Source organism: Serratia sp. CY37869 (assembly GCF_052168895.1).
In the GTDB taxonomy this organism is placed as follows: domain Bacteria; phylum Pseudomonadota; class Gammaproteobacteria; order Enterobacterales; family Enterobacteriaceae; genus Serratia; species Serratia ureilytica.
Genome location: NZ_JBJNLU010000005.1, coordinates 230,955 through 252,980 on the forward strand (window position 1 = coordinate 230,955; position 22,026 = coordinate 252,980).

A 22,026-nucleotide genomic window follows, 5' to 3' on the forward strand; every position below is an offset into this window, starting at 1 on the left:
TTCCATGAGACTTATCCGTTAAGCCTATCGACGACGCCGGCAGGAAATAAACGCCCGGCTAGCCGGCCCCATTCCTGATGGGGAAACTCAACGACGCCAAAACGGTATAAGTAAAGGAAGCGAGCATTATTTTATTGATTACCCTTTTCCTCATTAAATACGCCCGCAGCGACACCTTACTTAACGCAAATAAATAAAAAATTGTGCCGCTAAACGCCCGGTAATGTTTATTTTCACCGCATACGCGATGCGTACCCCCGGCCATTTCCGCTTTCTGGCCGGGTTGCCCGACGGGGTTTACAATCCATACAAAAAAGTACAAACTGGATTTTAAGTCTAAAAAATCCGGAGCCGGTATGAACCCCCTTTTCGATGCCATTGTTTCTGCCCATCAGCAACTGCGCCCTCAGGTGCGAGTCACGCCATTGGAGCGCAGCGTGCTGCTTTCTCAGCAATTGGGTTGCGAGCTGTATTTGAAATGCGATCACCTGCAGCACACCGGTTCCTTTAAATTTCGCGGCGCCAGCAACAAGCTGCGGCTGCTGGATAACGCGCAACGCCGGCGCGGCGTGATCGCCGCCTCTACCGGCAACCACGGTCAGGCCGTCGCTTTGGCGGGGCAACTGATGGGCGTTGGCGTCACGGTTTATGCGCCGGAGACGGCGGCGAGCATCAAGCTCGACACCATTCGCGCGTTGGGCGGCACCGTGGAATTGGTGCCGGGCGATGCGCTGAACGCCGAACTGGCGGGGGAACAGGCCGCACGCGAACAGGGGAAAACCTATATCTCGCCGTATAACGACGAGCAGGTGATCGCCGGCCAGGGCACCTGCGGCATGGAGCTGGTTGAACAGCTCACCGATCTGGACGCCGTGTTCGTGGCGGTCGGCGGCGGGGGTTATATCGCCGGCATCGGCACCGTTCTGCGGCAACTGTCGCCGAACACGCAGCTTATCGCCTGCTGGCCGGAAAACGCCACCAGCCTGTACAGCGCGCTGGAAGCGGGCCATATCTTCCCGGTGGAAGAGCAAGAAACCCTGTCCGACGGCACCGCCGGCGGCGTCGAGCCGGGCGCCGTGACCTTTCCGCTGTGCCAACAGCTGATCGACCGCAAAGTGCTGGTCAGCGAGGCGGAGATTAAACACGCGATGCGCCGGATAGCCGCCAGCGATCGCTGGATTATCGAAGGCGCGGCCGGCGTGGCGCTGGCGGCGGCGATCAAACTGGCGCCGGAATACCAGGGTAAAAAGGTGGCGGTGGTGCTGTGCGGCAAGAACATCGTGCTGGAGAAATACCTCAAGGCCATCGCCGATGCACATCCTTAATCGGCAGCAAATCCTCGCCGCGTTCGATGCCGAGACCATAACGCCGCTGCTGAAGCAGGGTTTTATCGCCTACTCGCAACAGCGGGTGCAACAGCCGCCGGTGCAGCATTTCCTGTTCGAGCGGGCCGACGGCGACTGCTGCATCAAGTCCGCCTGGTTGGAAGGCGACGAACTGTTCGTGGTCAAGATCTCTACCGGTTTCTATCGCAATGCCGAACACGGCCTGCCGAGCAATCAGGGGCTGATGATGGCGTTCTCCGCCCAAACCGGCGAGCCGCAGGCGCTGCTGCAAGATGAAGGTTGGCTGACCGCGCTGCGCACCGCCCTGGCCGGCCGCATCGTCGCCGAGCTGTGCGCGCCGCCGCATATTCAGGCGATCGGCATTGTCGGCACGGGCCTGCAGGCGCGGCTGCAGCTGCAATGCCTGAAACCGGTGACCGATTGCCGCGAGGTGTGGGTGTGGGGGCGAGACGAACAGGCGCTGGCGGCGTATCGGCGCGATACCGAAGCCGAGGGTTTTCGGGTGCGGGTTACGCAGAATGCGGCGGAACTGGCGGCGCACTGTCAGCTGATCGTGACCACCACGCCCAGCCGCGAACCGATATTGCAGGCGGCGGATATTCGGCCCGGTACGCACATCACCGCCGTGGGCGCCGACACGCCCGGCAAGCAGGAACTGGCGACCGAGCTGGTGGCCCGCGCAGACGCGCTGCTGGTCGATGCGCTGACGCAGTGTGCGGACTATGGCGAGATCGCGACGGCTTATCGGCAAAATAGGCTGATTTCAACGCCGATCGTCGAAATTGGCGCCGTCTTGGCGCAGGGAGGGCGGGTACGACGCGAGCCGCAGCACATCACCATCGCCGATCTCACCGGCTTGGCGATTCAGGATCTGCAGATCGCCAAAGGGGTGTTGGCGAAAGTATAAAGGGGCGCCGCAGCGCCCCGCGTTATCAGGCGTTGAGCACGAACTTCTCGATAGCGCGCGCCACGCCGTCTTCGGTATTGGCGCTGGTGACAAACTGCGCCACCGCTTTCAGCTCGGGAATGGCATTGCCCATCGCCACGCCGACGCCGGCATATTCGATCATCGCCGTATCATTGGCCTGATCCCCCAGCGTCATGATGTTCTCCCGCGCCACGCCGAGATGCTCGGCCAGCATTCTCACCCCGGCGCCTTTATCGACGTTTTTGTGCAGGATCTCGAGGAAATAAGGCGCGCTTTTCAGGATGGTGTAACGCGCGCGCGTTTCCGCCGGGATGCGCGCGATGGCGCGGTCCAGCAGCTCCGGCTCGTCGATCATCATCACTTTCGGGAAACGCATCTGGCGATCCATCTCTTCCACGCTGCGGTATTTCAGCGGAATACCGGTCATTTCCGCCTCGTGTATGGTGTACTTGCCGATGTCCTTGTTCGGGGTATACAGGGTATCGAAATCAAACGCCTGGAAGTGAACGCCGAACTCGCGCGCCATCTGCTCGAAATGCAGATAATCCTCAAAGCCCAGCGTTTCTTGCAGAATGCAGGCGCCGTCGACCGCACGCAGCACCAGCGCGCCGTTATAGGTGATACAGAAATCGCCGGGGCCCTGAATGTCCAACTGGCGCAGATAATCCTGCACGCCGACATAAGGCCGCCCGGTGGCCAGCACCACGTGTACCCCTTTGCGCCGCGCCGCCGCGATAGCCTGCTTTACCGCCGGCGTGATTTGGTGCTGCGGATCCAGCAACGTGCCGTCCATGTCGATCGCAATCAGTTCAATAGCCATTCAACGCTTCTCCCAGTGGTTTTTATTCATGCTAACGCGTTTCAGCCTCGGCTGTCAGCGCCAAAAAAGGCCAAAAAAAAATCCGCGCGGGTCGCCCGGCGCGGATTTTCACAGCCATTAACGCATCAGATATCGATGTTCGCCGCTTTCAGGGCGTTTTCTTCGATAAAGGCGCGACGCGGTTCAACCGCATCGCCCATCAGCGTGGTGAACAGCTGATCGGCAGCGATGGCGTCCTTGACGGTCACGCGCAGCATGCGGCGGCTTTCCGGATCCATGGTGGTTTCCCACAGCTGCTCCGGGTTCATCTCGCCCAGACCTTTATAACGCTGCACCGACAGGCCGCGGCGCGACTCTTTCACCAGCCACTCCAGCGCCTGTTCGAAGCTGTCTACCGGCTGACGGCGTTCGCCGCGCTCAATGAACGCGCCCTCTTCGATCAGCCCGCGCAGCTGCTCGCCCAGCTGGCAGATCTTGCGGTATTCACCGCCGTGGATGAAATCGAAGTCCAGCTTATAGTCGGTATCCACGCCGTGGGTACGGATGCGCAACGCCGGCTCGAACATCTGGCGCTCGCGGTTCTCGAAGATCACGAAGTCATAGCTGCTGCCGTGCTGCTCTTTGTCGTTCAGCGCCTGCACCAGCGACGCGATCCAGGTTTTCACCTTGGCTTCATCGCTGAGATCGCCTTCGTTCAGCGTCGGCTGGTAGATCAGGCTGTTCAGCAGCGCGCGCGGGTAGCGGCGCTCCATGCGGCCAATCAGCTTCTGCACGCCGTAGTGCTCGGCCACCAGTTTCTCCAACTGCTCGCCGCCGAGCGCCGGTGCGCTGGCATTGGTGTGCAGCGTAGCGCCATCCATCGCGATGGCGATCTGATACTGATCCATCGCCTCGTCATCTTTGATGTACTGCTCCTGCTTGCCTTTCTTCACCTTGTACAGCGGCGGCTGTGCGATGAACACGTGGCCACGCTCGATGATTTCCGGCATCTGGCGGTAGAAGAAGGTCAACAGCAGCGTACGGATGTGCGAACCGTCGACGTCGGCATCGGTCATGATGATGATGCTGTGGTAACGCAGCTTGTCCGGGCTGTACTCGTCGCGGCCGATGCCGCAACCCAGCGCGGTGATCAGCGTCGCCACTTCCTGCGAAGAGAGCATTTTGTCGAAACGCGCTTTCTCGACGTTGAGGATTTTCCCCTTCAGCGGCAAGATAGCCTGATTCTTGCGGTTGCGCCCCTGCTTGGCAGAGCCGCCCGCGGAGTCCCCTTCCACCAGGTACAGTTCGGACAGCGCCGGATCGCGTTCCTGGCAGTCCGCCAGTTTGCCCGGCAGGCCGGCCAGATCCAGCGCGCCTTTGCGGCGGGTCATCTCACGCGCTTTACGCGCCGCTTCGCGCGCGCGCGCCGCGTCGATGATTTTGCCGACCACGATTTTCGCGTCGCCCGGATTCTCCATCAGGTAATCCACCAGCTTCTCGTTCATCAGCGTTTCAACCGCGGTTTTCACCTCGGAAGAGACCAGCTTGTCCTTGGTCTGAGAAGAGAACTTCGGATCCGGCACCTTCACCGACACCACGGCGATCAGGCCTTCACGCGCGTCATCGCCGGTGGCGCTGACCTTGGCCTTCTTGCTGTAGCCTTCCTTCTCCATGTAGCTGTTCAGCGTACGGGTCATCGCGGTACGGAAACCGACCAGGTGCGTGCCGCCGTCGCGCTGCGGAATGTTGTTGGTGAAGCAGTAGATGTTTTCCTGGAAACCGTCGTTCCACTGCAGCGCCACTTCCACGCCGATGTCGTCTTTCACGGTGGAGAAGTAGAACACGTTCGGGTGAATCGGGGTTTTGTTCTTGTTCAGGTACTCGACAAACGCCTTGATGCCGCCTTCGTAATGGAAGTGGTCTTCACGGTCGGTGCGCTTGTCCTTCAGGCGAATAGACACGCCGGAGTTGAGGAAGGACAGCTCGCGCAGACGCTTGGCCAGAATGTCGTACTCGAATTCGGTCACATTGGTGAAGGTCTGGTGACTCGGCCAGAAGCGCACCATGGTGCCGGTCTGCTCGGTTTCGCCCACCACGTTCAGCGGCGCCTGCGGCTCGCCGTGGCTGTAAGTTTGTTCGTGCACTTTGCCTTCGCGGCGGATCACCAGCTCCAGTTTCTCCGACAGGGCGTTAACCACCGAGACGCCCACGCCGTGCAGGCCGCCGGAAACTTTATAGGAGTTGTCGTCGAATTTACCGCCGGCGTGCAGCACGGTCATGATGACCTCTGCGGCTGAAACCCCTTCTTCCGGGTGAATGCCGGTCGGAATGCCGCGGCCGTCATCCTGCACCGATACCGAGTTGTCGGCATGGATGGTGACCTGAATGTCACTACAGTGGCCCGCGAGCGCTTCGTCGATAGCGTTGTCCACAACCTCGAATACCATGTGGTGCAGACCGGTGCCGTCATCGGTATCGCCGATATACATGCCCGGGCGCTTGCGCACCGCATCCAGCCCTTTTAATACCTTGATACTTGAGGAGTCATAAGAATTCGACATCAACGTTTCTCGCTCATTTTAGTCCTGTGGTTGAACCTCTATTTTACCCTGTTCCACGCGGAACATCTTGCCCTTTTCACCGGCCATGTCGGTCACTTGTTCAGCGCTGACCGCGCTGACAAAAACCTGGGCCTGGGTGGCTTTCAGGCGATCGGCCAGCAACCGGCGACGGCCGGTGTCCAGCTCGGAGGCAAAATCATCAATCAGATACAGGCAACGCCGCCCGCTCTGCCGGGTGAGAAACTCACCCTGCGCCAAGCGCAACGCGCACATCAGCAGCTTAAGCTGACCGCGCGATAACAAATCCTCTACCGGCGTGCCGTCGGCACGAATGCGAAAGTCCGCTTTATGCGGCCCCACCGCGGTATAGGTCAACGCCCTGTCGCGCTCAAACTGGCGCTCCAGCAGCTCGCCGTAGTCGCTCTCTTTGTCCCAGCCGCGCTGGAAGGAGAAGCTCAGGGCGAATTCAGGCAGAAACTGCGCGCAGGTCGCGGTGATATCCGCGGCGATCGCGTCGCTGTATTCCGCCCGCCATTCACTGATGCGCTCCGCGAGCGGGATCAGTTCCTGATCCCAGGCGCGGATCTGCGCATAGCGACTCACCTGGCGCAGCGCGGCATTGCGCTGCTTCAGTAACCGTTTCAGGTTGCTCCAGGCGGTGAAAAAACCGGGTTCGTTATGAAAACAGCCCCAGTCCAGGAAAGCGCGCCGGAATTTCGGCCCGCCGTTCAGCAGGGTAAAACCTTCGGGGGTGATCAGCTGCATGGGCAGCAGCTGCGCCAGCTCGGCCACCTTGTGGCCGTCGCTGCCATCGATGCGTACTTTGCTGTCACCCTGACGGCTCTTGCTCAATCCTACCGATAGCTCGCGCTCCGCGCCTTCGATGCGGCCATGCAGCACGAACTCCGGTTGGTCGTGGCGGATCACCCGACCGGCCTGCAGACTGCGAAAGGCGCGGCCATGGCCGAGCGTATACACCGCCTCCAGCACGCTGGTCTTGCCGCTGCCGTTAGCGCCGACCAGGAAGTTGAATCCCGGCGCCAGCGCCAAATCCGCCGCCTCGATATTGCGGAAATCTTTAATCAATAAACGCGTCAGAGCCATGCAATCTCTTTACCGATGACGGTGCTGTAATTCAAGGTAACGAGACTACAACCGCATTGGCATGACAACGTAGGCCGCCGCCTGGCTGGCGCCGTCTTCGATCTGCACGCTGGAGACCGAGTCGGTCAACAGCAGGCGCACGTCTTCACACTTGAGCGCGTTCAACACGTCCAGCACGTAGCTGACGTTGAAGCCGATCTCCATCTCCGCGCCGTCGTAGCTGACGTCGAGGATCTCTTCCGCCTCTTCCTGTTCCGGGTTGTTGGCGGTGATCTTCAGCTGATTCTGGCTGACGTACAGCCGCACGCCGCGGAATTTCTCGTTCGAAAGAATGGCCGCGCGGGCGAACGCCTGCTTGAGCAGATCGCAGCCGGCTTCCAGCGTTTTGTCCGGGTTCTTCGGCAAGACGCGGCGATAGTCCGGGAAACGGCCGTCAACCAGCTTGGACGTGAAGATGAAATCGCCGACGTGGGCGCGAATGTTGTTGCTGCCGATCTGCAGCTGCAGCAGCGAATCGCCGCCGTCCAGCAAGCGCACCAGCTCCATCACCCCTTTACGCGGCACGATCACCGAATGCGACGGCAGCTGCTGGCCGATCGGCATCGAGCACACCGCCAGGCGGTGGCCGTCGGTCGCGACGGTGCGCAACTCTTCGCCCTCGGTTTCAAACAGCATGCCGTTCAGGTAGTAACGCACGTCCTGATGGGCCATCGAGAACTGGGTGGCTTCGATCAGGCGCTTCAGCGTCGCCTGCGGCAAGGTGAATTCCACCTCGCTCTGCCAGTCGTCCAGGTTCGGGAAGTCCGCCGCGGGCAGCGTGGACAGCGAGAAACGGCTGCGGCCGGATCGCACCAGCATGCGCTCGCTCTCCAGCGTGACGGCGATCTCCGCCCCTTCCGGCAGGCCACGGCAGATATCAAAGAATTTGCGCGCGGGCACGGTGGTCGCGCCCGGCTCATGCGGCTGGGACAGGGCGACGCGCGCCACCATCTCCATCTCCAGATCGGTGCCGGTCAGCAGCAGGGAGCCTTCCGTCACCTGCAACAGCAGGTTGCCCAGGATCGGCAAGGTCGGGCGGCCGCCCAGCGGGCTGCTCACCTGTTGCAGCGGTTTTAGCAGATGCTCACGTTCAACGATAAATTTCATAGCGCTATGAAGATAATGTTCTGATTAAATTGGAGAAATCTTCTTTGATGTCGTGACTTTCCTCACGCAGCTGCTCGATCTTCCGGCAGGCGTGCAACACCGTGGTATGGTCGCGGCCACCAAACGCATCGCCGATTTCCGGCAGGCTGTGGTTGGTGAGTTCCTTCGCCAGCGCCATCGCCATCTGGCGCGGGCGGGCAACGGATCGCGAACGCCGCTTGGACAGCAAATCCGCGACTTTAATCTTGTAATACTCCGCCACCGTCTTTTGGATATTGTCGATGGTGACCAGCTTTTCCTGCAGCGCCAACAGATCGCGCAGCGCTTCGCGCACGAAATCGATGGTGATGGCCCGGCCGGTAAAGTTGGCGTTGGCGATCACGCGGTTCAGCGCCCCTTCGAGCTCACGCACGTTGGAACGCAGGCGCTTGGCGATGAAGAACGCCACTTCGCCCGGCAGGCGAATGTCGTTTTCGTCGGCCTTTTTCATCAGGATCGCCACGCGGGTTTCCAGCTCCGGCGGCTCGATCGCCACCGTCAGCCCCCAGCCGAAGCGGGACTTCAGACGATCTTCCACCCCATTGATCTCTTTAGGGTAGCGATCCGAAGTCAGGATGATCTGCTGATTGCCTTCCAACAGGGCGTTAAAGGTATGGAAGAACTCTTCCTGCGAACGCTCCTTGTTGGCGAAGAATTGGATGTCATCGATCAGCAACGCGTCGACCGAACGGTAGTAGCGCTTAAACTCTTCGATGGCATTGTTCTGCAACGCTTTGACCATGTCTTGTACGAAGCGTTCCGAGTGCATGTAGACCACTTTGGCGTTGGCCTTGCGCGCCATGATGCCGTTGCCGACCGCGTGCAGCAGGTGAGTTTTACCCAGGCCGGTGCCGCCATACAGGAACAAAGGGTTGTAGGCGCCGCCCGGATTGTCCGCCACCTGGCGAGCCGCCGCGCGCGCCAGCTGGTTTGACTTACCCTCGACGAAGTTGTCGAAGGTGTGTTTGGGGTTGACGTTGGAGCGGTAAGAGAGCTCGGGCTGCGCCGCCGCGTTGTCCCAGCTCGGGCGCGAAGGCGCGGCCGTGCGCGCCGCCGGGGCCGCAGGGGCGCTGCTGACGCTGGCGGTCACGGTCTGGCTGATCACCTGCGTGATCGGCTTGCTGCCGACTTCAAAACGCAGCAAAGGCGCATCCGTGCCGCAGAAATCATTCAGCAGACCATTGATATTGTTTAAGTACTTATCGCGAACCCAATCCAGCACAAAACGGTTAGGCGCGTACAGCGCCAGGGTGTTGTCACTCAGTTCCGCCTGCAATGGGCGAATCCACATACTAAATTCTGTGGCAGGTAACTCATCCTGCAATCGGGCAAGACACTGCTGCCAAAGCGAAAGTGACACGGCGGACTCCACTCGAACAAGATCAATAAAGAAAAGAAACGGGCAACTTTTTTATAACTCATGATTTTTGACACATACCCGGCATCGGCTGTTTGCCTGTGGGGGATGCGAACCGCCTTTCACGGTTTGTGTCCCTCACGATCCCGGCATGAGGGATCGCGATCGGAATGACGGATCATAGCGCAATCCGCGCAAGAGATCCTCCCCTTCCTCACAGATTAGATCCATTTTATCCACAGGCCGCGGCCTGCGGCGATCTTTTCGCCGCCGGCGCCGCATGACCACGCAGATCCCGGCCTCTGCGCCGCGTTTTTTACATTGTCAACCGGTTATACCCTGTTATCCACGTCGGATCCTGGGATCGCGCGCAAAGGATCTCACGGGGATCCTTGCGATTTCACCCCGAGTCCGTATAATCTTCGCCCTACGTGTGATACCTGGTTCCTTATGGTGCGTCATTAGCCAGACAGGATTCTGCGGTGACCACGGGCCAAGACCGGATTTTGTGCCGTTATTGGCAGACAACCAGGTAGGCTGGCGCGATGCGAATTGACTCAGGACTGTACAATTATTACAATCCCGCTTCTTTATGTATTGCGATTGAGGCGTCGGTCATCTTCACGCCGAGTAGCCAAACGCGTTTACTGATCAGTAATTATTTTAAGTTTAGGTAGAAATCGCTATGAAACGCACTTTCCAACCGTCCGTATTGAAGCGCAACCGTAGCCACGGTTTCCGTGCTCGTATGGCCACCAAAAATGGTCGTCAAGTTCTGGCCCGCCGTCGTGCGAAAGGCCGTGCTCGTCTGACTGTTTCTAAGTAATAAAGCTAACCCGCTGAGTGGTTAAGCTCGCTTTTCCCAGGGAGTTACGTTTGTTAACTCCCACTCATTTCACTTTCGTCTTCCAGCAGCCACAACGGGCTGGCACGCCGCAAATCACCATCCTCGGCCGCCTGAACCAGCTGGGGCATCCCCGCATCGGTCTTACCGTCGCCAAAAAACACGTCAAACGCGCGCACGAGCGTAATCGGATCAAACGCCTAACCCGCGAAAGCTTCCGCCTGCGCCAGCACGAATTACCGGCGATGGATTTTGTCGTGGTGGCCAAAAAGGGGATAGCGGATTTGGATAACCGCGCGCTGACGGAAGCTTTGGATAAATTATGGCGTCGCCACTGTCGCCAGGCTCCCGCATCCTGATCGGGCTGGTGCGGGCCTACCAGCTCGTCATCAGTCCGCTGCTAGGGCCTCGTTGTCGCTTCCAGCCGACATGCTCTCATTACGCAATTGAGGCATTAAGCAGGTTTGGCATGATAAAAGGCAGTTGGTTAGCATTGAAACGCGTATTAAAATGCCACCCTTTGAACCCAGGTGGCGATGATCCGGTGCCGCCAAAAACCGACGATAACAGAGAACACTAACGATGGATTCGCAACGCAATCTTCTCCTCATCGCTCTGCTGTTCGTGTCTTTCATGATCTGGCAGGCATGGCAAACGGACAACGCTCCGCAGCCGGCCGCACAGACCACGCAACAGACTTCGAACGCAGTAGCCGGTGATGCCGCCAGCCAGGCCGTGCCAGCCAGTGGTCAGGGTAAGCTGATTACCGTGAACACCGACGTGCTGTCACTGACCATCAACACCCGTGGTGGCGATATCGAGCAGGCTAAACTGTTGGCCTACCCGGAAACTCTGGGTTCATCGACTCCGTTCCAACTGCTGGAAACCACTCCGTCGTTCGTCTATCAGGCGCAAAGCGGCCTGACCGGTAAAAACGGTCCGGACAACCCGGCCAACGGCGAACGCCCGCTGTACCAAGCGGCGCAGGACAGCTACACCCTGCCGGAAGGCCAGGACGAGCTGCGCATCCCGCTGACCTACACCGATAAAGACGGCGCGGTCTACACCAAGACCTTCGTGCTCAAACGCAACCACTATGCGGTCGGCGTGGATTACAGCATCGACAACAAAGGCGCGGCGCCGCTGGAGCTGACCCTGTTCGGCCAGCTGAAGCAGACCACCGAATTGCCTAAGCACCGCGATACCGGCAGCAGCAACTTCGCGTTGCACACCTTCCGCGGCGCGGCATACTCGTCCAGCGAGGACAAGTACCAGAAATACGCGTTCGACAAAGACGAAAACCTGAGCGTCACCACCAAAGACGGTTGGGTCGCCATGCTGCAGCAGTACTTCGCCACCGCGTGGGTACCGGCGACCAAGGGTGACAACACCTTCTACACCGCCAAACCGGGTGACAACCTGTCCACCATCGGCTTCAAATCTACCCCGGTCGTGGTGCAGCCGGGCGCTCAGCAGCAGCTGAACGCGACCCTGTGGGTCGGCCCGGAGCTGCAGGACCAGATGGCCCAGCTGGCGCCGCACCTGGACCTGACCGTGGATTACGGTTGGCTGTGGTTCATCTCCCAGCCGCTGTTCAAACTGCTGAAGTTCATCCACGGCTTTATCGGCAACTGGGGCTTCTCCATCATCATCATCACCTTCATCGTGCGCGGCATCATGTACCCGCTGACCAAGGCGCAGTACACCTCGATGGCGAAAATGCGCATGCTGCAGCCGAAGCTGCAGGCGATGCGCGAACGCATCGGCGATGACAAGCAGCGCATGAGCCAAGAGATGATGGCGCTGTACAAGGCGGAGAAAGTGAACCCGCTCGGCGGCTGCCTGCCGCTGATCATTCAGATGCCGATCTTCCTGGCGCTGTACTACATGCTGATGGGTTCGGTCGAGCTGCGCCACGCGCCGTTCGCCCTGTGGATCCATGACCTGTCGGCGCAAGACCCGTACTACATCCTGCCAATCCTGATGGGCGTGACGATGTTCTTCATCCAGAAGATGTCGCCGACCACCGTGACTGACCCGATGCAGCAGAAAATCATGACCTTCATGCCGGTGATCTTCACAGTGTTCTTCCTGTGGTTCCCGTCCGGTCTGGTGCTGTACTACATCGTCAGCAACCTGGTGACCATCCTGCAGCAGCAGCTGATTTACCGTGGTCTGGAAAAACGCGGTCTGCACAGCCGCGACAAGAAAAAAAGCTAAGCGTATTGTAGGGGTTCGGCGCACCGACCCTTGCAGTCACCCCAAAGGCGGTCATTAGACCGCCTTTTTGCATCTTAATCGTCAGAGAGAACCGTTATGAGCACCACCGATACCATCGTAGCCCAAGCCACCCCGCCGGGACGCGGCGGCGTCGGCATTCTGCGCATTTCCGGAAGCAAGGCCAAAGACGTCGCCCAGGCGTTGCTCGGCAAGCTGCCGAAGCCGCGCTACGCTGACTATCTGCCGTTCCGCGACGCCACGGGCGCTACCCTCGATCAGGGCATCGCGCTGTGGTTCCCGGGGCCGAACTCCTTTACCGGCGAAGACGTGCTGGAACTGCAGGGCCACGGCGGGCCGGTGATCCTCGATCTGCTGCTCAAGCGCGTGCTGGCGCTGCCCGACGTGCGCATCGCGCGGCCGGGCGAGTTCTCCGAGCGCGCGTTTCTCAACGACAAACTCGATCTGGCGCAGGCCGAAGCGATTGCCGATCTGATCGACGCCAGCTCCGAGCAGGCGGCGCGTTCGGCGATGAACTCGCTGCAGGGCGCGTTCTCCACCCGCATCCACCAGCTCGTGGAAGCGCTCACTCACCTGCGAATCTATGTGGAAGCGGCGATCGACTTCCCGGACGAGGAAATCGACTTCCTGTCCGACGGTAAAATCGAGGCGCAGCTCAACGACGTGATGGCGGATCTGGACAACGTGCGCGGTGAAGCGCGCCAGGGCAGCCTGCTGCGCGAAGGGATGAAGGTGGTGATCGCCGGGCGCCCCAATGCCGGCAAATCGAGCCTGCTCAATGCGCTGGCAGGACGCGAGGCGGCGATCGTCACCGATATCGCCGGCACCACCCGCGACGTTCTGCGCGAACACATCCATATCGACGGCATGCCGCTGCACATCATCGACACCGCCGGCCTGCGCGACGCCAGCGACGAAGTGGAACGCATCGGCATCGAACGTGCATGGAACGAGATCGAACAGGCCGACAGGGTGCTGTTTATGGTTGACGGCACCACCACCGCCGCCACCGAGCCGGCGGAGATCTGGCCGGAGTTTATGGCGCGCCTGCCTGGCACGCTACCTATCACCGTGGTGCGCAACAAAGCCGACATCACCGGTGAAACGCTGGGTCTGACGGAAGTGAATAACCACTCACTTATTCGCCTGTCGGCCCGCACCGGCGAAGGCGTCGATGTGCTGCGCGATCATCTTAAACAGAGCATGGGCTTCACCAGCAACATGGAAGGCGGCTTCCTGGCGCGCCGCCGCCACCTGCAGGCGCTGGAACTGGCGGCGCAGCACCTGGTGCAGGGCAAAGAACAGTTAGTGAGCGCTTACGCGGGGGAGCTGCTGGCCGAGGAACTGCGCCAGGCGCAGCTGGCCCTGAGCGAAATCACCGGCGAATTCACCTCCGACGATCTGCTGGGCCGCATCTTCTCCAGCTTCTGTATCGGCAAGTAACACCGCCAGACGCCTTCACGGCCGGGACAAGCCCTTGTTCCGGCCGTTTTTCTTTTCCGCTCTCGCTCTGCGCGCCGGCTCACAGAGCCGCCGCAGCGTCCCGCGCTATACTGGTCAGTCAGGAATCTCTCTCAGGAACGAGTCAACATGGCATTGACCCTCAGGGTACTGCTGGAAAACCGCCGCGCCGCCGGCGCCAACCCGCTATTGCAGGCCAAGGCCGGGTTAAGCCTGCTGATTGAGGATGATACGACCTCCATACTGTTCGATACCGGCCCCGACGACAGCTTTCTGCGCAATGCGGCGCTGATGGGTGTCGATCTCTCCCGTATCACCGCGACGGTGCTCTCCCACGGCCACTATGACCACTGCGGCGGCGTCGCCTGGCTGCCAGACAACAGCCGTATCATCTGCCACCCGCAGGTCGGCGATGAGCGCTATGCGGCGCTGAAGGTGCTGGGCCACACTCGGAAAATAAAAAAGCTCTCTTTGGATATCGACTACTCGCGCCACCGCATGCAATACAGCCGAGAGCCGCTGGCGATCGGCGATCGCTTTATGTGGTCAGGCGAAATCGCGGTGCCCGCACCCCGCGCCTACGGGGTGATCGCCGGGGAGAACGCAGCGGTAGATTACGTTATTGACGAAGGGGTGCTGATTTACAAATCGGATCGCGGTCTGGTGATCGTGACCGGCTGCGGGCACCGCGGGATCGTCAATATCGTGCGCCATTGCCAGCAAATCACCGGAATCGACAGGATCCACGCCTTGATCGGCGGTTTTCATCTGCGCTGCGCTTCCCCGCGCACGCTCTGGCGCGTCCGCCGTTTTTTGCGCCAGCATCAGCCGGAAAAGATTATGGGCTGCCACTGTACCGGCGCCTGGGGCCGGCTATGGCTGCCGGAAGGGATCGCGCCGGCCACCGGCGATAGGCTGGTGCTGGATTAAGCGTGCAGCTTTACACCAACAACGTTGCGATTACCGCGATCCCGCAGCCCAGCACGACGACGCCGATCCCCTTTTGCCTGCCGTCGCCCCGTAGCAAAAAATACAGTGATGGAATGAAAAAGACGGTCATCACGATAACGGGTATCGACCAGCCCGAGATGATCTTGATAATGCTCGGGTTGATCGCGCCAATAAACGTACAGACAACGATATTCCCTGCGATGATTCTCTTTTTGCCCGCCACGCCGAAGGACGTAATGCCATCGATCACGCCGGTCAACGTGCCGATATAGGCGCCGCCGGTCAGTAAACACAGCAACAGGGCAGCGCCTAACCACGCCGTGGCGTTGCCGGTCAAACCGGCGGTATAAAACAGCGCATCTACATTGCGGCTGTTAATGATTGAGATGTCATCCAGCGTCAGCAAACGGCTGATGGCGATAACGATCATGACGATAAACGCCATGATCAGTACCTTGCCAAACAGAATACTGCGCGCCTGCGGTCGTAAGGCGCTTTTCGCAAAGCGCTGGATGCACGGGGTAAAGTTAAATGTAAAAAGAAAAATCGGCAGCAGCAGCCACGTCTGCAATGAAATGCCAGGCGGTGCCTGCACCGCCTGCTGCCCCACCGCAGGTTGTAACAGGAAAAACACCGCCAGGATCGCCACCAGTACGAAAGAAACCAGTGCCATTCTGGAAATCAGGTGCTCGATTCGCTGACTAAACGCCAACCATGCCACCGACAGCGCGGCACTCAGCAACAGCGAAATGCCGCCCCTGACCCAGAATCCGTTGTGGAAAAAAGACGCGACGACGTTGACCAAGGTGATGAAATTTATCAGCACGATAATAATCATCGACAAAATAAACAGCACACAGACGATTGCCGCTGCCCGCTCGCCGATAAATGTCGATGATGCCGCCAGGAAATCTTTCTCCGGGTGCGAAATGATGAATTTGAAAAAAAGATAGTGCGCCATCATCGATACCGACATGGCGATAACGATAAACAGCATGAACACTTTCATTCCCAGCACGCCCGGCCCCACCGCCTGTGGCAAAAAGAAAATCCCGGCGCCGAATGCCGTGGAGAAGAAAGTGACAGGCCAATACAGGTGTGAGATTTTCATGATGATGCTCGACCATCATGGCTATGCGTGACGCATAGCCAGCTGGCACAAAAATGTCATTCGAAACAGGATTTGCCGAAGAAGACCAGTAAAGAAGGCAAAGCGAAGTTATCGTAAAAAGTCGCGGCCGCACGATAGCCGTTAAGCACGTTGACGCGTGAACACAGCGGAAAAACGCCAATATGCGACGTGTAATTATCAAAGATTTTATTGGAGGAAATGCGATACCGAATAGCCCTGAACGTCGCAGCATTTCCCGCCGCGCAGGTCGGTTTATTTTCCTTGATGATATCGAACGCGTGTTCACCCACCGTCATCTTCACATTTCCGTCTTGGCGCTGAAAATACGCCTCTTTATCCATACGGTTTTTAATGTGGCGTTTAAAGCGATCCGCCATGTTTTTCTCACTGACATAAAATGCATTGATATCAATGCCATGACGTTGATTCGACGCCAGAATGTAGGCGTTTATTTTTTCCGGAATAATGTACGGCGATGTCGCCATCTTCCTGAATTCGTTAGCGCCGTCTATCTCGCTGCCATCACTTTTTTCCATATAGAAATCATTTATTTCCATCAAGAAGTCAGGCTGAACACTGAGCCGTCTGATGGATTCGGCAATGTAGTCGATGCAGAAGCGCGCGGACTTTTCCACTTCACTGCTGACAGAAAAACGATCGTCCAAATTAACCACGGTATGCCCACCGGAAATCACCACCTTATCCGTCAAAAAAGACGATGCCAGCGCGATGAGGTCTTCAACGTTGTTATTTGAAACCTCATTGTTGATAACCTCAGCGATCCCATTCTGATCGGCTTTGTAGACAATAAAGCGATCTTCACCCTTCCAACCTTTTTTGCAGTTACATTTATATTCTTTAAAAACAACACGTTCAGCTGTCTTATAAAAATCGGCGCTTTGCAGCGGCATTAATTCGAGATCTGGCATACCCTTCTTCCCTATTCGTAGCCAATGACGCCAACTTTTTATAACAATAGCTAATGTAAATTTAGTGACCTGACTCTGATAATTAATAAACACCCACAATAAATAGGGTTTTTGTGGGTTTGCTCACATTTTCAAGTTCAGGTTATTTTAACCATTTTTATTATGTGGTTTTATATTTCCAACAAACGAATGCGGAGAGGTGGGCGAGTGGTTTAAGCCAGATTTAAGAAACTAACCGTTTCTTAAATCCACACGAGTCATCGTGTCGTAGGTTCGAATCCTGCTCTCTCCGCCAACTTTTTCTTATCAGGCGATATTTTATGGGTTCATTGGACGCCGTCGATTCGAAAGCGGCTGGCTTCGGAACTGATTAATTTTATGCACGACCCCGTTACGCAACGCGATTTGAGGTCTGAATAACCTTCGCCTTGCATGCCCCCATCCCCTCCTGCACAGCGCAAAAGCCAACAAATCGGATAATCCGCATAGTGTTTTTTGATGATAAATCCTCAACTTAGTCTTAATCTAACACCCCTGCGTTCTTAGCGACCCTCTGTCATGGAGTGAACAATGGCGTGTCATTTTGCCCGATGGACCCCGGCCTCCGCTGTCCTGGATACCCAGAGACTCTCCGACGAAGTGATAGCCGCCACCCGCACCTTTTCCGTTAAGCGCCGCACGCGTTACCTGCAAGGGCGCATTCTGCTCGCCGAAATGATGTTTTACCTGTACGGCCTGCCGACGCTTCCCCCTATAGCCACCACCCCGACCGGCCGCCCCTGCTTCGCCGATCATCAGCTGCCCGATTTTAGCCTCGCCTACGCCAGCAACACCGTGGGCGTGCTGCTCAGCGACGAAGGCAAAGTCGGACTGGATATCGAAGTGATGCGGGCGCGCGGCACCCGGCAAAGCGCGCTGCAACACGCGCATCAGACGCCGGCGGAAAGTGCCTGGATCGGCGCGCAGGACGATCGGCTGGAGGCGGAAACTCAGCTGTGGAGCATCCGGCAAAGCGTGCTGAAAATTTCCGGCCTGGGCAACAGCGGCCAGTCTACGCTGCGTCTGCATCCGTTCTCCGGGCACCTGCGCTCCAGCGCCACGCCGGACGTTCAGGTGATGAGCGACGCCGATGAATACCTGAGCTGGGCCTGCGCCGGCAGCCCCGGGCTGGATCGCCTGCTGTGCTGGCGCTACGAAGAGCGCCGCGGCCTGCACAAAGACGGGGAAATCTCGCCCCGCAGCCCGGCGGCGTCCTCGCGATTCGTCAAACTGACGGGCCTGAAGACGCCCGGTTAACGTGGCGCAAGGCGGATAAAGCCGTTTTTACCGCACGAATTTCTGCCGTAATTTGTAAAAACAGCTAAATGTTGAGCAATCGCCTATTCTCGACCCGAGCTTTAGCCTACTATTCGCCCATGTTGTCCGCTGAATCTGCTCATTCGAAAGGGAGAATCATCATGTCAGACCAAGCCTTAAAAATCGTCACTCTGCTCGGCAGCCTGCGCAAAGGCTCCTACAACGCCATGGTGGCCCGCGCTCTGCCAGGCCTGGCTCCGCAGGGCGTCACCATTGAAGCGCTGCCTTCCATCCGCGATATCCCGCTGTACGACGCCGACATGCAACAGGGTGAGGGTTTCCCTGCCGCGGTCGAAGCGATAGCAGAGCAGATCCGCCAGGCCGACGGCGTGATCATCGTCACCCCCGAATACAACTATTCCGTGCCCGGCGGGTTGAAAAACGCCATCGATTGGTTGTCTCGCTTGCCGAATCAACCGCTGGCCGGCAAGCCGGTGGCCATTCAAACCAGCTCGATGGGGCCCATCGGCGGCGCGCGCTGCCAGTACCACCTGCGCCAGATCCTGGTGTTCCTGGATGCGATGGTGATGAACAAGCCCGAGTTTATGGGCGGCGTGATCCAGAACAAGGTCGATGAACAGGCCGGTGAACTGAGCGATCAGGGAACGCTGGATTTCCTGACCGGCCAGCTGTCCGCGTTCAGCGATTTCATTCGCCGCGTGGAATGACGGTCTCGCGGCGCCCGCAGGGTGCCGCAACAGGACATGAAGTCCGCCAATTTATTGAAATTAAAGCCATAGCATCATGTATTTTTTCATTTTAGCGTTATTTTTCGTTTCCATCACCAGTCCCGCTTTCGCCGCAGACATGCGTTATCCCGCCGGTGAAGAGCCGCTGGAGCTGCCTGCGCACAGTGCGCTTAACGCCCAACTGTCGCGATCCGCGCAAAACCAGGAAGATAAAAAGCTGGGCGCCATGTCGCTGTACCTGACGCTGATGCGCGAAGACGGCCGCAACGTCTGGGCCCCCTACCAGTTGGCGGTATCGTCGGCGGAGAAAGGGCAAACCGAGCTGGCGGAGCGCTATCTGCAGCTGAGCGCCGATCGCGGCCTGTGGTACTACTACAATCTGCTGGAGGACGACGCCTTCAACAGCATCCAGCATTCCGCCACCTACCAATCCATTCTGGCCGCCACCAAAGCGCGCTATCTGCAGCACGCCCGCCGCTATGAAGGCAAAGCCAGCTACGCGATACCGGACGGCGAAGCGCCGCCCGAAGGTTGGCCAACGGTGATCTTCCTGCATACCTACGGCAAGGCCGCCGCCATCAGCCCCGAGGAACGGCTGCTGTTCGGCGAAATGGGCGTGGCCTATATCGAGATCAACGGCACGCAGATGTTGTCGGAAAACAGCTTCCGCTGGTCGAATTACAGCGACGAAAGCACCCAGGCCGCCCTTCAGCGTACGGTGCAACAGCTGGCTCCACAGTTAAAGCTGAACCCCCAGCGGATTTATCTCAGCGCTCGCGGCCAGGGTGCGCTGCACGCCGCCAATCTGATCGCGAAGTACCCGCAGTTTTACGCCGGCGCGCTATTGATCGCCCCCAACGGCGAGATCAAGCCGGCCCAGCAGTCGCTGGCGGCGAAAAAGAAAATCGTGATGGCGTATTACGATCGGCAGAACTTCAGCGAGCAGGCGCTGGCATTGCACTTCGCCAATCTGTTCGGAGAGGATAATCAGGTGCAGACGCTGCACTTCGCCCAAGGGGAGGATGCCGCCGGCAGTTGGCAGGCGCGCTTCAGGCGGCCATTGCAATGGGTGCTGGATCGGGCGCCGGATGCGACGCCGGGAGTCTAAGGTTTCAGGGCCGACGGACGTCGGCCCTTTGGCTGTCAATGGCCGTCGACGAAGACGATCTTCAGCACGAACAGCAGCGCCACGACCACCACGCACGGGCTGATTTCACGCCAGCGGCCGGTGCCGAGCTTCATCACGCAGTAGGAGATAAAGCCGAGCGCAATGCCTTCGGTGATCGAGAAGCTGAACGGCATCATCACCGCGGTGACAAACGCCGGTACCGCTTCGGTCAGATCGTCCCATTTCACCCGCGCCAGGCTGGAGGTCATCAGCACGCCGACGTAGATCAGCGCGCCGGCGGCGGCATACGCCGGCACCATACCCGCCAGCGGCGACAGGAAGATCACCAGCAGGAACAGCAGGCCGGTGACCACCGCCGTCAAACCGGTGCGGCCGCCCACGGCGACGCCGGATGAGCTTTCAATGTAAGCGGTTACGGAAGAAGTGCCCGCCAGCGAACCGGCCACCGAGCTGATGCTGTCAACATACAGCGCCTGCTTCATGCGCGGGAACTTGCCCTGGTTGTCGGTCAAACCGGCTTTATCGGTGACGCCGATCAGGGTGCCGGAGGAGTCGAACAGGTTCACCAGCATAAACGAGAAGATGACCCCGGCCAGCCCGATGTTCAGCGCGCCGGCCACGTCGACCTGGCCCACTACCGAGGTGATGCTCGGCGGCAAGGAGAACAGGCCGCCGTATTTCACGTCGCCCAGCATCCAGCCGATCAGGGTAGTGACCACGATCGATACCAGCACCGCCGCGTGGAAGTTGCGCGAAGAGAGCACGGCAATGATGAAGAAGCCGAGTGCCCCCAGCAGCACATTGTGCGAGGTCAGGCTGCCGATGGCCACCAGCGTGTCCGGGTTGGCCACCACGATGCCGGCGTTTTTCAGCCCCATCATGCCGATGAACAAACCGATGCCGCTGGTGATGCCGACCCGCAGGCTGACCGGAATGTTGGCGATCATCCAGTAGCGAATGCGGAAAATGGTCAGCAGCAGCAGGCCGACCGCGCCCCAGAAGATGGCGCCCATGCCCACCTGCCAGGAGATGCCCATCGCGCCGACCACCACGAAGGCGAAGAAGGCGTTCAGGCCCATCGCCGGCGCCAACGCCACCGGCAGGTTCGCCAGCAGGCCCATAAAGATGCTGCCGAAGGCGGCGATCAAACAGGTGGTGACAAATACCGCCTGGGTATCCATGCCCGCCGCGCCCAAAATTTGCGGGTTAACGAACACGATATACACCATGGTGAGGAAAGTGGTGATACCGGCAATCGTTTCCGTACGCGCCGTCGTGCCATGTTGCTTGAGTTTAAACACGCGCCCAAGCAAGCCTTGCTCAGCGTCAAGGCCAGATACTGGTTTGGTCATTATCAGAATTCCGAAAATGGGAATGGACAGTCGCCGGCTATCCTATAACAAAAAATGGGGCTTTTGACGCCGGTCACAGGTTTTTTTCGCCGTCTTTACGGCTAAACGCGTCAACGGCTTGTATTTACAGGCATTCATTCTCCATCACAGCCCGCCGCGTTGCCGTTTGCCGACACGGCCGATAAAATGGCCTATCGCATCTCTTACCCTACCCGCTAAAAAAACAGGAACCCGCATGTCTTCGACCTTTATCGATAAGCTCGCGTTGATCGCGCTGAAAGATGACAAAGTGGCGCTGGTGCGCTCGCACAACAAGACGCTGTTTTATGTACCGGGCGGAAAGCGCGAAGCGGGTGAAACCGATGAGCAGGCGCTGTGCCGCGAAATCGACGAAGAGCTGACCGTTGCGCTGCAGCCGCAATCCATCGCGTTTTACGGCGAGTTCACCGGCCCGGCGGACGGCAAGCAGGACGGCACTCAGGTGCGCATTCGTTGCTACCAGGCCGACTTTACCGGGCAGTTGCAGCCGGCCGCCGAAATCGCCGAGCTGAAGTGGTGCGACAGCCGCGATCTGCCGCAGTGTTCACACGTCGCCGCGCTGATTTTGCACGATCTCAAGGCGCGTAGCCTGATCAAGTGATCGCTGAGCGGCCTCAGCGGCGTTA

At 58.7% G+C, this 22,026-nt stretch carries 20 protein-coding genes and 1 pseudogene; 13 read left to right on the forward strand and 8 right to left on the reverse strand.

Going from position 1 to position 22,026, the window contains the following annotated elements:
* The first annotated feature begins 356 nt into the window (after window positions 1–356).
* Together ACJ8J1_RS22575 and ACJ8J1_RS22580 are read left to right on the forward strand one after the other, a co-directional pair.
* The gene (locus tag ACJ8J1_RS22575; protein ID WP_033645141.1) at window positions 357–1,325 is read left to right on the forward strand and encodes a threonine/serine dehydratase; all 969 of its coding nucleotides are present in this window, start codon (window positions 357–359) and stop codon (window positions 1,323–1,325) included.
* Window positions 1,312–2,253, forward strand: coding sequence for an ornithine cyclodeaminase family protein (locus tag ACJ8J1_RS22580; RefSeq protein ID WP_033645142.1), 942 nt, complete (start codon window positions 1,312–1,314; stop codon window positions 2,251–2,253). Before ACJ8J1_RS22575 ends, ACJ8J1_RS22580 begins: the two co-directional genes overlap by 14 nt.
* Window positions 2,254–2,278: 25 nt before the next feature.
* Here the strand turns inward: ACJ8J1_RS22580 and yidA are convergent, their stop codons facing one another.
* From yidA to dnaA, 5 genes are all read right to left on the reverse strand, one after another.
* Window positions 2,279–3,094 carry a sugar-phosphatase gene (yidA, locus tag ACJ8J1_RS22585; protein WP_033645143.1) on the reverse strand — a complete coding sequence of 272 codons (816 nt, stop codon included), beginning with the start codon at window positions 3,092–3,094 and terminating at the stop codon, window positions 2,279–2,281.
* Window positions 3,095–3,219: 125 nt separating this feature from the next.
* Window positions 3,220–5,634: a DNA topoisomerase (ATP-hydrolyzing) subunit B gene (gene gyrB, locus ACJ8J1_RS22590; protein ID WP_004933898.1), complete on the reverse strand. Its 2,415-nt coding sequence runs from the start codon at window positions 5,632–5,634 to the stop codon at window positions 3,220–3,222.
* Between the two features lie 18 nt (window positions 5,635–5,652).
* Complete coding sequence (gene recF / locus ACJ8J1_RS22595; protein ID WP_004933895.1) at window positions 5,653–6,738, reverse strand: DNA replication/repair protein RecF; 1,086 nt, start codon at window positions 6,736–6,738, stop codon at window positions 5,653–5,655.
* Window positions 6,739–6,783: 45 nt separating this feature from the next.
* The gene (gene dnaN / locus ACJ8J1_RS22600) at window positions 6,784–7,884 is read right to left on the reverse strand and encodes a DNA polymerase III subunit beta (RefSeq protein WP_004933892.1); all 1,101 of its coding nucleotides are present in this window, start codon (window positions 7,882–7,884) and stop codon (window positions 6,784–6,786) included.
* Between the two features lie 4 nt (window positions 7,885–7,888).
* Complete coding sequence (gene dnaA / locus ACJ8J1_RS22605) at window positions 7,889–9,283, reverse strand: chromosomal replication initiator protein DnaA (protein ID WP_004933889.1); 1,395 nt, start codon at window positions 9,281–9,283, stop codon at window positions 7,889–7,891.
* 682 nt (window positions 9,284–9,965) lie between these two features.
* On the opposite strand from dnaA, the gene rpmH reads away from it, so the two are divergent.
* The 6 genes from rpmH (at window position 9,966) to ACJ8J1_RS22635 (ending at window position 14,753) form a co-directional block, all read left to right on the forward strand.
* Window positions 9,966–10,106 (forward strand): 50S ribosomal protein L34, encoded by a 141-nt coding sequence (gene rpmH, locus ACJ8J1_RS22610; protein WP_000831330.1) that lies wholly within the window; start codon window positions 9,966–9,968, stop codon window positions 10,104–10,106.
* A 17-nt stretch (window positions 10,107–10,123) separates the two neighbouring features.
* Window positions 10,124–10,483, forward strand: coding sequence for a ribonuclease P protein component (gene rnpA / locus ACJ8J1_RS22615; protein ID WP_004933883.1), 360 nt, complete (start codon window positions 10,124–10,126; stop codon window positions 10,481–10,483).
* Window positions 10,447–10,704, forward strand: coding sequence for a membrane protein insertion efficiency factor YidD (yidD, locus tag ACJ8J1_RS22620; RefSeq protein ID WP_004933881.1), 258 nt, complete (start codon window positions 10,447–10,449; stop codon window positions 10,702–10,704). The genes rnpA and yidD overlap by 37 nt, the downstream gene beginning before the upstream one ends.
* Before the next feature lie 2 nt (window positions 10,705–10,706).
* Complete coding sequence (yidC, locus tag ACJ8J1_RS22625) at window positions 10,707–12,344, forward strand: membrane protein insertase YidC (RefSeq protein ID WP_033645144.1); 1,638 nt, start codon at window positions 10,707–10,709, stop codon at window positions 12,342–12,344.
* 96 nt (window positions 12,345–12,440) lie between these two features.
* Window positions 12,441–13,805 (forward strand): tRNA uridine-5-carboxymethylaminomethyl(34) synthesis GTPase MnmE, encoded by a 1,365-nt coding sequence (mnmE, locus tag ACJ8J1_RS22630; protein WP_004933873.1) that lies wholly within the window; start codon window positions 12,441–12,443, stop codon window positions 13,803–13,805.
* Window positions 13,806–13,952: 147 nt separating this feature from the next.
* Window positions 13,953–14,753 (forward strand): MBL fold metallo-hydrolase, encoded by an 801-nt coding sequence (locus ACJ8J1_RS22635; protein ID WP_016929603.1) that lies wholly within the window; start codon window positions 13,953–13,955, stop codon window positions 14,751–14,753.
* A gap of 10 nt (window positions 14,754–14,763) precedes the next feature.
* Here ACJ8J1_RS22635 and ACJ8J1_RS22640 read toward each other — a convergent pair whose 3' ends face one another.
* The gene (locus ACJ8J1_RS22640) at window positions 14,764–15,885 is read right to left on the reverse strand and encodes a threonine/serine transporter (protein ID WP_442520430.1); all 1,122 of its coding nucleotides are present in this window, start codon (window positions 15,883–15,885) and stop codon (window positions 14,764–14,766) included.
* Window positions 15,886–15,941: 56 nt separating this feature from the next.
* A complete protein-coding gene (locus tag ACJ8J1_RS22645; protein WP_033645146.1) occupies window positions 15,942–16,835 on the reverse strand; it encodes a hypothetical protein in 894 nt (297 codons plus the stop codon).
* Between the two features lie 193 nt (window positions 16,836–17,028).
* On the opposite strand from ACJ8J1_RS22645, the pseudogene ACJ8J1_RS22650 reads away from it, so the two are divergent.
* The 4 genes and pseudogenes from ACJ8J1_RS22650 (at window position 17,029) to ACJ8J1_RS22665 (ending at window position 19,988) form a co-directional block, all read left to right on the forward strand.
* Window positions 17,029–17,130, forward strand: a pseudogene (locus ACJ8J1_RS22650).
* A gap of 275 nt (window positions 17,131–17,405) precedes the next feature.
* A complete protein-coding gene (locus ACJ8J1_RS22655; RefSeq protein WP_033645147.1) occupies window positions 17,406–18,131 on the forward strand; it encodes a 4'-phosphopantetheinyl transferase family protein in 726 nt (241 codons plus the stop codon).
* Between the two features lie 161 nt (window positions 18,132–18,292).
* Entirely contained in the window at window positions 18,293–18,859 is a 567-nt protein-coding gene (locus tag ACJ8J1_RS22660; RefSeq protein ID WP_033645148.1) for an NADPH-dependent FMN reductase, read from the forward strand.
* 76 nt (window positions 18,860–18,935) lie between these two features.
* The gene (locus tag ACJ8J1_RS22665; protein WP_033645149.1) at window positions 18,936–19,988 is read left to right on the forward strand and encodes a hypothetical protein; all 1,053 of its coding nucleotides are present in this window, start codon (window positions 18,936–18,938) and stop codon (window positions 19,986–19,988) included.
* A 35-nt stretch (window positions 19,989–20,023) separates the two neighbouring features.
* On the opposite strand, the gene ACJ8J1_RS22670 is transcribed toward ACJ8J1_RS22665, so the two are convergent.
* Window positions 20,024–21,361: an NCS2 family permease gene (locus tag ACJ8J1_RS22670; protein ID WP_033645150.1), complete on the reverse strand. Its 1,338-nt coding sequence runs from the start codon at window positions 21,359–21,361 to the stop codon at window positions 20,024–20,026.
* Window positions 21,362–21,596: 235 nt separating this feature from the next.
* On the opposite strand from ACJ8J1_RS22670, the gene ACJ8J1_RS22675 reads away from it, so the two are divergent.
* A complete protein-coding gene (locus ACJ8J1_RS22675) occupies window positions 21,597–22,001 on the forward strand; it encodes an NUDIX hydrolase (RefSeq protein ID WP_033645151.1) in 405 nt (134 codons plus the stop codon).
* Window positions 22,002–22,026: the final 25 nt, after the last annotated feature.